This window comes from Tenacibaculum finnmarkense genomovar ulcerans, from assembly GCF_900239495.1.
Lineage (GTDB): Bacteria > Bacteroidota > Bacteroidia > Flavobacteriales > Flavobacteriaceae > Polaribacter > Polaribacter ulcerans.
In genome coordinates this window covers 214,960-227,308 of the sequence record NZ_OENE01000004.1, presented here as the reverse complement: position 1 = coordinate 227,308, position 12,349 = coordinate 214,960, and the positions used below count along the sequence as shown (strand labels likewise).

At 31.3% G+C, this 12,349-nt stretch carries 12 protein-coding genes; 7 read left to right on the top strand and 5 right to left on the bottom strand.

Annotated elements, in window-relative coordinates:
- Position 1 precedes the first annotated feature (1 nt).
- Entirely contained in the window at positions 2-1,078 is a 1,077-nt protein-coding gene (locus tag DPIF8902391_RS01890; protein WP_058884815.1) for a glycosyltransferase, read from the top strand.
- Between the two features lie 78 nt (positions 1,079-1,156).
- On the opposite strand, the gene DPIF8902391_RS01885 is transcribed toward DPIF8902391_RS01890, so the two are convergent.
- The gene (locus DPIF8902391_RS01885) at positions 1,157-1,972 is read right to left on the bottom strand and encodes a 2,3,4,5-tetrahydropyridine-2,6-dicarboxylate N-succinyltransferase (protein ID WP_058884814.1); all 816 of its coding nucleotides are present in this window, start codon (positions 1,970-1,972) and stop codon (positions 1,157-1,159) included.
- 333 nt (positions 1,973-2,305) lie between these two features.
- Here DPIF8902391_RS01885 and ruvX point away from each other — a divergent pair, with 333 nt between their 5' ends.
- The 5 genes from ruvX to DPIF8902391_RS01860 are packed head-to-tail and all read left to right on the top strand — an operon-like array spanning position 2,306 to position 5,384.
- Positions 2,306-2,716, top strand: a complete 411-nt coding sequence (ruvX, locus tag DPIF8902391_RS01880; protein WP_058884813.1) for a Holliday junction resolvase RuvX — start codon at positions 2,306-2,308, stop codon at positions 2,714-2,716.
- 55 nt (positions 2,717-2,771) lie between these two features.
- Positions 2,772-3,359, top strand: coding sequence for a peptide deformylase (gene def / locus DPIF8902391_RS01875; RefSeq protein ID WP_058884812.1), 588 nt, complete (start codon positions 2,772-2,774; stop codon positions 3,357-3,359).
- 34 nt (positions 3,360-3,393) lie between these two features.
- Entirely contained in the window at positions 3,394-3,813 is a 420-nt protein-coding gene (locus tag DPIF8902391_RS01870) for a DUF5606 family protein (protein ID WP_172504884.1), read from the top strand.
- Positions 3,814-3,816: 3 nt separating this feature from the next.
- Positions 3,817-4,608, top strand: coding sequence for a nucleoside triphosphate pyrophosphohydrolase (gene mazG / locus DPIF8902391_RS01865; RefSeq protein ID WP_172504883.1), 792 nt, complete (start codon positions 3,817-3,819; stop codon positions 4,606-4,608).
- A 38-nt stretch (positions 4,609-4,646) separates the two neighbouring features.
- A complete protein-coding gene (locus tag DPIF8902391_RS01860; RefSeq protein ID WP_172504882.1) occupies positions 4,647-5,384 on the top strand; it encodes an SDR family NAD(P)-dependent oxidoreductase in 738 nt (245 codons plus the stop codon).
- Here the strand turns inward: DPIF8902391_RS01860 and priA are convergent.
- Positions 5,381-7,822, bottom strand: coding sequence for a replication restart helicase PriA (gene priA / locus DPIF8902391_RS01855; protein ID WP_172504881.1), 2,442 nt, complete (start codon positions 7,820-7,822; stop codon positions 5,381-5,383). The two genes, DPIF8902391_RS01860 and priA, sit on opposite strands and share 4 nt — an antisense overlap.
- A 247-nt stretch (positions 7,823-8,069) precedes the next feature.
- Positions 8,070-8,288 carry a VF530 family protein gene (locus tag DPIF8902391_RS01850; RefSeq protein ID WP_172504880.1) on the bottom strand — a complete coding sequence of 73 codons (219 nt, stop codon included), beginning with the start codon at positions 8,286-8,288 and terminating at the stop codon, positions 8,070-8,072.
- Between the two features lie 225 nt (positions 8,289-8,513).
- Here DPIF8902391_RS01850 and gcvT point away from each other — a divergent pair, with 225 nt between their 5' ends.
- A complete protein-coding gene (gene gcvT / locus DPIF8902391_RS01845; protein WP_058884807.1) occupies positions 8,514-9,596 on the top strand; it encodes a glycine cleavage system aminomethyltransferase GcvT in 1,083 nt (360 codons plus the stop codon).
- 372 nt (positions 9,597-9,968) lie between these two features.
- Here the strand turns inward: gcvT and DPIF8902391_RS01840 are convergent, their stop codons facing one another.
- Positions 9,969-11,090: an efflux RND transporter periplasmic adaptor subunit gene (locus DPIF8902391_RS01840; RefSeq protein WP_172504879.1), complete on the bottom strand. Its 1,122-nt coding sequence runs from the start codon at positions 11,088-11,090 to the stop codon at positions 9,969-9,971.
- A 15-nt stretch (positions 11,091-11,105) separates the two neighbouring features.
- Complete coding sequence (locus DPIF8902391_RS01835) at positions 11,106-12,347, bottom strand: ABC transporter permease (protein WP_058884805.1); 1,242 nt, start codon at positions 12,345-12,347, stop codon at positions 11,106-11,108.
- Between the last annotated feature and the right edge of the window lie 2 nt (positions 12,348-12,349).

Here is a 12,349-nt window from a genome sequence, read left to right as displayed (position 1 = left end):
AATGAAAAGTTGTGTATTATTTTGTCCTACCGATACTTGGGGAGGAATTGAAAAAAACGTAGTTGTAAGAGCTAAATTTTTAATAAAAAAAGGCTACAAAGTTTATGTCGTAATTTTAAAAGAAAAATTTCGAGAAAAATATGAAGTAATTCCCAATATCAACATCATTAATATAAACGCTAGAGGTGGCGATATTAATGTTTTTGTTATTTCTAATTACACCAAAATATTAAAAAAAATAAAACCAGAAGTTGTTTTTGTTGCTTTAAAAAAAGATTGGTTTTTAGTTTCTTTATCCGCTAGAATAGCGAAAGTTCCAAGAATCGTTTTATATTTAGGTACTGTTAGAAAAATTAAAAATAATATTAAATACAAATTTGTTTTCAATACCTTAAAACCAAAAGTTGTTGTTAATAGTAATTCTCTTAAAAATCATTTATTAAACACCTCTACCTTTTTTAATGAACAAAATTTATTTAAAATCTATAACGGTTTTAATTTACCTGAAATAAAAGGAAGTTCAATTAATTTAAAACAAAAATTTAACATACCTGATAATGCTGTTATTATTGGATGCGCAGGAAGATTGAGCCGAATAAAAGGGTTTCACCTACTCCCTGAAATTTTAAGTAAACTACCCAGTAATGTTCACATTGTAATTGCTGGTGATGAAGTTGGTGAAGATGAAATTAAAAATAAAATTCAAAAAAATGATCCCGAAAATAAAATACATTTTTTAGGACAAATTTCTGACATCCATACCTTTTTTAGAAGTATTGATTTATTTTTATTATGCTCTTTATCAGAAGGTATGGCAAATGTACTAAACGAAGCGCTTAGTCATGGTTTACCTAGTGTTTCAACAAAAGTATCTGGTAGTGAAGAACTTTTAGATTATGGTAAATACGGTATTTTAACAGAAATAGAAGATACCGATGCAATTGCTAAGGCACTACTACAAATCATCTCTAAAGAGGTTACTTTTGATAAAAACGAACTACGAAAATGGATACAAGATTCTTTTTCTATGGAACTTTTAGAAACAAAAACTGAAGAATTATTCTTTGAAAAACTTTAATTATATTCAAGTAAAAACGCACAAATAACTAATGATTTGTGCGTTTTTTATTATAAATAAGCCCCTTCAAAAAACATATTAAACCGCAACATCATACTCTCTCAAAGCATCATTTAACGATGTTTTTTTATTCGTACTTTCTTTACGTTTCCCAATAATTAATGCACAAGGAACTTGAAATTCACCAGCAGCAAATTTTTTGGTATAACTACCAGGAATCACTACCGAACGAGCAGGAACAACACCTTTTGTTTCCACAGGTGTATCGCCCGTAACATCAATAATTTTAGTACTCATTGTTAATACAACATTTGCCCCTAAAACAGCTTCTTTTTCTATGCGAACACCTTCCACAACAATGCAACGAGAACCGATAAAAGCACCATCTTCAATAATTACAGGAGCAGCTTGTAGTGGCTCTAAAACACCACCAATTCCTACACCACCTGATAAATGTACATTCTTTCCGATTTGCGCACAAGAACCAACTGTAGCCCAAGTATCAACCATTGTTCCTTGATCAACATAAGCACCAATATTTACATAACTAGGCATTAAAATTGTTCCTGATGCAATATACGCTCCATGACGTGCAACCGCATTTGGTACAACTCTAATTCCTTTTTCAGCAAAGTTTTTCTTTAATGGAATTTTATCGTGGTATTCAAAAATACCAGCTTCTAAAGTTTCCATTTTCTGAATAGGAAAATACAACACAACGGCTTTTTTTACCCATTCATTAACTTGCCAACCATTATCAGTAGGTTCAGCAACACGCAAAGTTCCTGCATCTAATAAATCAACCACTTTTCTAATGGCGTTAATAGTTGTTTCTTCTTTTAATAAATCACGATTATTCCACGCTTTTTCTATAATATCTTGTAATGCTGTCATTTTTTAATAATTAAAATTTTATGCAAATATAAAGCCTCTATAACTATTGTATGCGAAGATATATTTTTTAAACAGATGTTTTTTTCTTGTTAAAATTACATCATTTTCTTTTTAAACCATCTTAAATTATTAGAAGCAATTTCCCGCTTTACGCACTCGCTTTTTTTATTTTTTTTAAAAGAAAAAACAAAAAAGAGCTCAAACAATTGCTTCAATCGGGGCTAGGCATTTAATATCTATTTAAAAATTTTAACACTATTTATTATTTAAAAAAACAAAAGAAGTACAATTTATAAAGGTTTAAAACTTTATTTTTGTGAAAAATAAAAACATTTGGGACGAGTTTTAGCCATCGATTTTGGTAAAAAAAGAACAGGAATTGCAGTTACTGATGAATTACAAATTATTGCATCAGGATTAACAACTATTAATACTAAAGAATTAATATCTTTTTTAAAAGACTATATTAAAAAAGAAAACGTAGAATTGTTTATCATCGGAAAACCAAAACAAATGGATAATTCCGACAGCCAAAGTGAAGCCTTAATACTTCCTTTTTTAGAAAAATTAGCAAAATCAATACCTAACATTCCAATAAAAAGAGAAGACGAGCGTTTTACCTCAAAAATGGCATTTCAAACCATGATTGATAGTGGGCTGAACAAAAAACAGCGTCAAAATAAGGCTTTAGTCGATGAAATAAGCGCAACTATCATCTTACAGTCGTATTTATACAACAAATAATTTTATACATAAACGATTCTTTGTATTTTCGTACCCTTAAAAAATTTAAAAACACATGATTTTACCCATTGTTGCTTACGGAGATCCCGTATTACGTAAAGTAGGAACAGAAATCGATAAAGACTATCCGCAGTTAGACAAATTAATTGCGAATATGAAAGAAACAATGTACAATGCGCAAGGTGTCGGGTTGGCAGCACCACAAATAGGTAAAGATATTCGTTTATTTTTAATCGATGCCTCACCTTTTGCTGATGATGAAGATTTATCCGAAGAAGACCGAAAAGCCTTAGAAAACTTTAATCATGTATTTATAAATGCAAAAATAATCAAAGAAGAAGGCGAAGAATGGGCTTTTAACGAAGGTTGTTTGAGTATTCCGAATGTTCGTGAAGATGTTTTTCGTCAAGAAACCATTACTATTGAATATCAAGATGAAAACTTTGACAAACACACCAAAGTTTTAAGCGGTTTAGCGGCACGTGTTTTTCAGCATGAATACGATCATATTGATGGTGTTTTATTTACTGATAAATTATCGACCTTAAAAAAACGCTTGATTAAAAAGAAATTAGAAAATATTTCTAAAGGAAAAGTAGACGCGGGTTACAGAATGCGTTTTCCGAATGCCAAGAAAAAATAGTCTTTATATAAAGACACACTAAAAACACCATAATATGGAATTTAACAAAGTTATAGCAGTTACTGGGAAACCAGGATTATTTGAAATTATCACTCAAACAAAAACAGGAGTAATCGTTCGTTCAATTGTTGATGGAAAACGTTTTCCTATTGCAGCAACTCACAATGTAAGTTTATTAGAAAACATTGCAATTTACACTTACGAAGAAGAAGTGCCTTTAGCAGTTATTCTTAAAAGTATGGCTGAGAAACAAGAAGGTAAAGAAGCACTTTCTCATAAAGAAAGTAACGATACTTTAATGGCTTATTTTGAAGAAATTTTACCAGGTTTTGACAAAGAACGTGTGTATGCTTCTAACATTAAAAAGGTAATTCAATGGTATAATACTTTAGCAGCAGCTAATTTCGATTTTAATACTTTACAAAAAGTAGCAACTCCAGAAGAAACTAAATAAATTATGAATACTCGTAAGCAACAATTAGACGCTTTTAACCGTTTGTTAGATATTATGGACGAACTTCGAGAGAAGTGTCCTTGGGATAAAAAACAAACTTTAGAGAGTTTGCGTCATTTAACGATTGAAGAAACTTACGAGTTAGCAGACGCTATTCTAGACAATGATTTAGAAGAGGTTAAAAAAGAATTAGGCGATGTGTTATTACACATCGTCTTTTATGCTAAAATTGGAAGCGAAAAAAAAGCATTCGATATTGCCGATGTTGCAAATTCAATTTCTGATAAATTAATACATCGTCATCCTCATATTTATGGTGATGTTGTTGTTAAAGATGAAGAAGAAGTAAAACGAAACTGGGAAAAACTAAAGCTAAAAGAAGGTAAAACTTCTGTTTTAGAAGGTGTTCCAAAGAGTTTACCCGCTTTGGTAAAAGCAAGTAGAATTCAAGAAAAAGTTGCTGGTGTTGGTTTTAAATGGGATAAACCTGAGCAAGCTTGGGATAAAGTTCAGGAAGAAATTACAGAACTAAACGAAGAAATAAAAGCTGGAAATAAAGCCGATAATCAAGAACGTATCGAAAAAGAATTTGGCGATGTGTTATTTTCACTGATTAATTACGCAAATTTGATGAAAGTAAATCCTGAAAATGCCTTAGAAAAAACCAATAAAAAATTTATCAATCGTTTTCAATATTTAGAAAAACAAGCCAAAAAACAAGACAAAGAAATTTCTGATATGACTTTAAATGAAATGAATACTTATTGGGAAAAATCGAAGGAGTTTTTTGAGTAAAATTTGCTAGTATTTTTCATCTTTCTTATATTTTTTTCATGAATATCATCATAATCACAGGCGGAAGTAAAGGAATTGGAAAAGCGCTGGCTCAAAAATATGCTTCTGAAAATTATACGGTTTTTTCATTAGCTAGAACTTTATCCGAAGTAAAAAACGTACAACATATTTCAGTTGATTTAACTGATAGTATTGCAACTCAAACTATTTTTACGGCTCTTTTAGATAAAATTATCCATCAAAATTCAACTTCTAAAATAACATCAATAACTTTAGTTAACAACGCTGGAAGATTAGGTAAAATAGCTAATTTAGAAAATTTAGAAGCTTCTGATATTGCAAAATCTATGCAATTAAATATTACTACGCCGTTTATTTTATCAGGATTATTTATCAAGAAAACACAAAAATTATCCTGTAAAAAACAAATTATCAATATTTCATCGGGCGCAGCCAAAAAACCCTATGAAGGCTGGAGTGTTTATTGCACATCAAAAGCAGCAATCGATATGCTAACAAAAACAATTGCTTCTGAACAATCGGAAATAGAAAATGGCGTAAAATGTATAGCAATTTACCCAGGCGTTGTAGCTACGGATATGCAAATTCAAATCAGAAACACCAAAGAAACTGATTTTAAAAATGTACAGCGTTTTATCGATTTAAAAAATCAAAATAAATTATATACGCCTAGTTTTGTTGCCGATACTATTTATAAAATTGATACTCAAAATCAGTTGAGTAATGGCGATATTTTTGATATTCGGAATATTTAATAAGCATCCACATCCATAATAAAACGGATCGACCTAAAATCCTTTACGGCTTCGAAAGAATTTTTCACCCTAATAATTTGTTCTTTTGTTTTTCCTAACGATTGTTTTGGCGGAATTTTAATCACTAAATTTTTAATATATAAATTACGAACACGCGATACTGCTGGCGTTGTGGGTCCTAAAACATTTTTCGCAAACACATTTTGTAATGATTTTACCAGCCAATTTACCCCCATTTCCACGCGAACAGCATCCCTGTGTTTTAGCGTAATTTTAATCAATTTATAATATGGTGGATACTTAAAATTCCAACGCTCCTGCAATTGTTCTTTGTACATTTGAGCGTAATTAGTGGTCGAAACTTGCTGTAATATTTGATGATTTGGGTTGTAAGTTTGTATCGCAACATTTCCTTGTTTTTTACTACGTCCTGCCCTACCCGACACCTGAACCATTAATTGATAGGCACGTTCGTGGGCTCTAAAATCAGGGAAATTTAACATAGAATCGGCACTTAAAATACCCACTAACGATACATTTTCAAAATCCAAGCCTTTCGATAACATTTGTGTTCCTACTAAAATATCAATTTCTTGTGCCTCAAAGGCTCCAATTATTTTTTGATAACCGTATTTTCCTCGTGTGGTATCTAAATCCATTCTTCCGATGTTATAATCAGGAAATAAGCTTTTTAGTTCTAGCTCAATTTGCTCTGTTCCAAAGCCTTTTGTATCAAGGGTTGTACTTCCACAAGCACCGCAATTATTAGGCATCGCACGTTGGTAGCTGCAATAATGACATTTTAATTCTCGTCTAAATTTATGAAATGTTAAACTCACATCACAATTTGGGCATTCTGGTGAAATACCACAAGTGTTACATTCTACAACAGGAGAAAAACCACGCCTGTTTTGAAATAAAATCACCTGTTCTTTTTGCTCCAAAGCTTCGGTAATCATGGTTAATAACCTATCGGAAAAATGCCCTTTCATTTGCTTTTTCCGTTGCTTTTCTTTGATGTCAATCAGTTCGATTTTTGGCAGTTGAATGTTTCCAAAACGACGGGTTAATTCAACAAAACCATATTTATTTTGCTTGGCATTAAAATAACTTTCTAACGATGGCGTTGCCGAACCTAACAATACTTTTGCCTTGTGTAAATGCCCTAAAACAATTGCCGAATCGCGGGCATTATAGCGTGGTGATGGTTCAAATTGCTTGTAGGAAGTTTCATGCTCTTCATCAATTACAATTAATCCTAAATTTGAAAATGGTAAAAAACCAGCCGAACGAGCGCCTAAAATTATCTGTGCTTTTGGTTTATTTTCCAACACGTTATTCCACACTTCTACCCGCTCGTTCATAGAATATTTTGAATGGAAAACGGATATAAAATCGCCAAAATAACGTTCTAATCGACTAATTATTTGAGTTGTTAACGCTATTTCTGGCAATAAAAATAATACTTGCTTGCCTTCTGCGATTACTTCTTTTATCAGTTTTACATAAATTTCTGTTTTTCCTGAACCTGTAACCCCGTGTAATAAGGTTACATTTTGAGTTTCAAAAGATGTTTTAATTTCATTAAAAGATTGCTGTTGAAACTCGTTTAATTCTTTTATTTGATTGGTTTCTCCTTCAAAATTAATTCTATCGGTTTGAATTTGATAAAACTCAAAAATTTCTTTATCAACCAAGGCTTTTAATATTGCTGATGATGCGCCTGATTTTTCTTCTAATTCTTTTGCTTTTATGGGTTTTTTAGATACTGCTAATTGAAAATAAGTAAGTACTGCTTCGCGTTGTTTTTTTGCTCTTGATAAATTTTCTAGCAATTCTTGAAGCGCTTCATTCGATTGATGTGCAGCGTTTAAACGAACATATTTCACTAACTTAGGCTTGTATGTTTCATAAATTGCTTCTTTAATAAAAACAACTTCTTTGTTAATTAAACTATCAATAATAGGTAAAAAAGTTTTTTTATCGATAATCTTAGCAACTTGATTAAGTGTAAGTTCAGAACTATTTTGAAGGGCTTCAAAAATTAAAAATTCGTCATCAGTTAAAATAGCTTCATCAGTAAAACTGTCATTTTTATAAATAATTGTTTCACTTTCTAACATAAATGCCGATGGTAATGCCGCCCTATAAACATCGCCTAACGAACACATATAATAACTCGAAATCCACTGCCAATGCTTTAATTGATATTCGTGTACAATAGGTGTTTCGTCTAAAATTTGATGAATATCTTTTGCTTTATATACTTCAGGGGCATTTTGATGAATATTAAAAACAAGTGCCGTATAAATTTTACTTTTCCCGAAAGAAACCGCCACTCGCATTCCTTTTTTAAGGAACGAAAATTCGGCTTCGTTTACTGCATAGGTAAACATTTTTTTTAATGATATAGGCAATATAACGTCGATGAAATACATAGTGAATTCTAGTAATTTTTCGGTTGAATTCGTAAAAATACAATTATATATATAAAACATACACCTCACCGATTTTAAAAATTGGTGAGGTATAAATATACTTATAAAATACCGTATTTCTATAAATAAGTAGAAATCCCTAGCCCCGATTGAAGCAATTGTTTGAGCTCCTTTTTTTGATTTTTTTCAAAAAAAGAGCGAGTGCGGAAAGCGGGAAATTGCTTCAAAAAAAATAGAAAAAATTAATTTAACTTATAAATTTTAAATAGAATTTTTCAACTTTGGTTCTAGCCCAAGGCGTTGTTCTTAAAAATTTCAAACTCGATTTTAATGTCGGATTATTTTTAAAACAATTTAAGTTTAAAATTTCTCCTAATTCTTGCCAACCATATTCTAAATATAGTTCTTCTAACATGGTGGCTAATTTTATTCCGTGAAGCGGATTATTTGGTTGTTCTTGGCTCATCTTTGGTACTTATTTTTATCTAAAAAAGCAAAAATAAAGGTTCTAGTTGATTAATTCATCTAATAACCTTCTTACTTTAAAGCGGCTTAACTTCACTTCTTATTTTTACAAAACAATATCAACACATTTTTAGGTAATAATTCATTAAAACATTAACCAAAATAAGGTTATTTATTTGTCATTTTTCAATATTTTAGCATATACTTTTAAATAAAAAATTTTAGAATGAAAAATACTGCATTAACACATATTCACGAAGCTTTAGGTGCTAAATTAGTTCCTTTTGCTGGTTATAACATGCCTGTACAATACGAAGGAATCAATATAGAACACGAAACGGTTAGAACAGGCGTTGGTGTTTTTGACGTAAGCCACATGGGTGAATTTTTCTTAAAAGGAGAAAATGCCTTAGCTTTAATTCAAAAAGTAGCAACCAACGATGCTTCAAAATTAGTTCCTGGTAAGGCGCAATATAGCTGTATGCCAAATGCTGATGGCGGAATTGTAGATGATTTAATTATCTATATGATTGCTGAAAACGAGTACATGTTAGTTGTAAACGCCTCTAATATTGAAAAAGATTGGAACTGGATTGCTAGCCATAACGACTTAAATGTTACTATGGAAAACCGTTCTGATGACTGGTCTTTATTGGCTATTCAAGGACCAAAAGCTGTGGAAGCTATGCAATCGTTAACGGCTGTAAATTTATCTACTATTAAGTTTTACACTTTTGAAATTGCTGATTTTGCAGGAATTCCTAACGTTGTTATTTCGGCAACTGGTTACACAGGTTCTGGAGGATTTGAAATTTATGTAAAAAATAAAGATGTAGAGCAACTTTGGAAAAAAGTTTTTGAAGCAGGTGCAGACTGGAATATTAAACCAATCGGTTTAGCGGCTCGTGATACTTTGCGTTTAGAAATGGGATATTGCTTATATGGTAACGATATTGACGACACCACTTCTCCATTAGAAGCTGGTTTAGGTTGGATTACTAAATTCACCAAAGACTTTGTAAATTCTGAAGCTTTAAAGGCGCAGAAAGAAGCGGGTGTTACTAAAAAATTAGTCGCTTTTGAATTAACAGAACGTGGTATTCCTCGTCATGATTATGAAATTGTTGATGCTGATGGAACTGTAATCGGTCGTGTAACTTCAGGAACGATGAGTCCTTCTTTAGGAAAAGGAATTGGTTTAGGATACGTTACTAAAGAAAATTCAAAAGTAGATTCTGATATTTTTATTCAAGTTCGTAAAAAACAATTAGCTGCGAAAGTAGTTAAATTACCTTTTTACAAAGGATAAGAAAATTTTATCATGTATATAGAAAAGCAACTCTTTTAAAGGGTTGCTTTTTTTGTTAAACTATTTTAAAACCAGCTCTATTTATCTACTATTTAGAAAAATTATTTGAAGCTATTTCCCGCTTTCCGCACTCGCTTTTTTTGTTTTTTAAAAAAGGAAAAAACAAAAAAGAGCTCAAACAATTGCTACAATCGGGGCTAAACATCCGTTGTTTATTTTAGTAAATAGGTAAAATACCTGCTATCAAATAAAGCAAGAGAAATTCCCCTTTTCGATAACGTTTTAATCACTAGAATTAAAAAAAAACCATAAAAAAAGGAGAAATTCAATACTGAATTTCTCCTTTTAACCCAATTAAAAAAACTAAAATGATTAATGTTCTTTTTTCGTATCGTTCGTATCTTTTGATGCTTTGTTCCAAATTTTTATTTTATCATCTTTGGTAACACCTTCTAAAACCTCAACATTTACGCCATCAGAAGTCCCTAATTTAACCGTTATTTTTTCAAATTTATCATCAGAATTTTTAACCTCAACATACGGTTTTTCTGTTTTTTTATCAAACCTAAGCAAGGCTTCTTTTATTGATAAAACCGAGTCTTTTTTCTCTAAAACAATATCTGCATTTGCGCTATATCCTGCTCTAATAAAATATTCATCATCTAAGGTAACATCGGCTTTAATTTTAAACTGCACCGCTCCACCTTCATCGGTTCCTTTTGGTGCTATAAAATTTAAAACCGCAGGAAATTTCTTATTTTCAATCGCCCCGATAGCTATTTCAATTGCTGTTCCCTTCACTAATTTACCAACTTCCGACTCATCTACTTTTCCTTCAAAAATCATTTTGGTCATATCAGCAATACGAGCAATTGTTGTTCCTGCGTTAAAATCGTTGGTTTGTGTAACCTGATAGCCTTTTTTAACAGGAATTTCAACAATCATACCCGAAGTTGTTGCTCTAATACTTGTATTTGCAGCACTTCCTAAACCTGATGTTGTTCCTTTTTTAATAATATCCATGTCCGATTTTGCGTTGGCTAATAACAAACGAGCATTGTTATAATTTAATTCCGCATTTTCAAAATCTTGACGAGAAATTACTCCTTTATCAAATAAATTTTTATTTCTATCAAATTGTAGCTTTGCATTATTAAACGATAATTTTGCGTTTTTCACACTACCATTTGCCCTGTTTAAAGACGCTACATTAGGTACAACTCTAACAGTTGCTATTAAATCGCCTGCTTTAACAATAGCACCTTCTTCTACTAAAATTTCAGAAACAATACCAGCTATTTGAGGTTTAATTTCTACTTCTTCCAAAGGAATTACCTTTCCTGTTGCTACGGTTTTTTTAACTATTGTTGTTCTAAATGCTGTTTCTGTTTCGTATGCTATAATATTTTTTTTGTTCTTTTTTGCGAACCATATTAACGCTATTGCAAATAATATTGCTACAATTCCTAAAATAATTTTTGCTCTCTTACTCATAATTTGTTAATTGATTTATTCTTCTCTTAATGCTTCGATTGGTTTGATTACTGTTGCCATATGTGCGGGTATTAATCCTATTAAAGTTCCTAATACCACCAAAGTAGTAAAGGCAATTAATATAATTGGAATGTTTACCGTTGGGTTAATTAATTTAGCATCGGGTCCTTGCCCAAAAGCCATATCTATTAAATAAAGTACCAATGCGCCCAATATAATTCCTAGCATTCCGGCGATGGTTGTTAAAAAAACAGATTCTAATACAATTTGTTGTCGGATACTTTTAGGCGTTGCTCCTAAGGCTCTACGGATTCCTATTTCTTTGGTACGCTCTTTTACCGTTATTAATAAAATATTACCAATTGCAAAAACTCCCGCTATTAAAGTAGCGATTCCTACAAACCATGTTAAAAATTGCATTCCTGTTAAAAAGCCTGTAAACTTTGCTATTTCAACCCCTAAATTTACACTTCCGAAAGCTTTTTTATCATCAGGATGCACTTTGTGTAGGTTTTTTAAGGTTAATAATACATCTTTTTCTAACTGTTTAATATCTACTCCTTCATTGGCTGTTATCATCATCCAATGAATTTTATCACCCATATTATACACCTGCTGAAAGGTTGTAAACGGAATATAAGCACAAGCGCCATCAAAATTAACACTGCTTGACTCTTTATAAACCCCAATTACTTTATAGTTGATATTGTTAATTTTGATATATTCTCCTATTGGTTTTTCGCCTTTTTCAAAGAGTTGTTTATAAATATCTTCGGCAATTACCGTTACTTTTGCTTTAGATAAAATATCATTTTGATTTAAAAAACGCCCGTAGATCAAGTTCTTTTTCTGTACCTGATCTAAAATAGGATAATCGCCACTAATTTGAAAACTCCCCGATTTGAAACCTTTAACTATTTGCCCGTTCGATTGACTTCTCGGTGCTAATAATTTTATTTCTTTAAACTCTTTTTTTAATATTTTAACATCCGTTAATGTGGGTAAAAAACGCCTTCCTTTTTGAAAACCTTTAAAAGGTCTGTCGGTAGATTGTGTCCATACAAAAACGCTATTGGTAGCAAAATTTCCGAAAATTTTCTTAAAACTATTTTCCATCCCTCGAGATGCCCCTAACAGAACAACTAATAAAAATATCCCCCAAAGAACCCCTATAATTGTTATTACGGTTCTAACTTTATTTTTACGGATGCTTCCATAAATTTCTTGCCAAGTATCTGAATCAAATAAAAATTTCATAA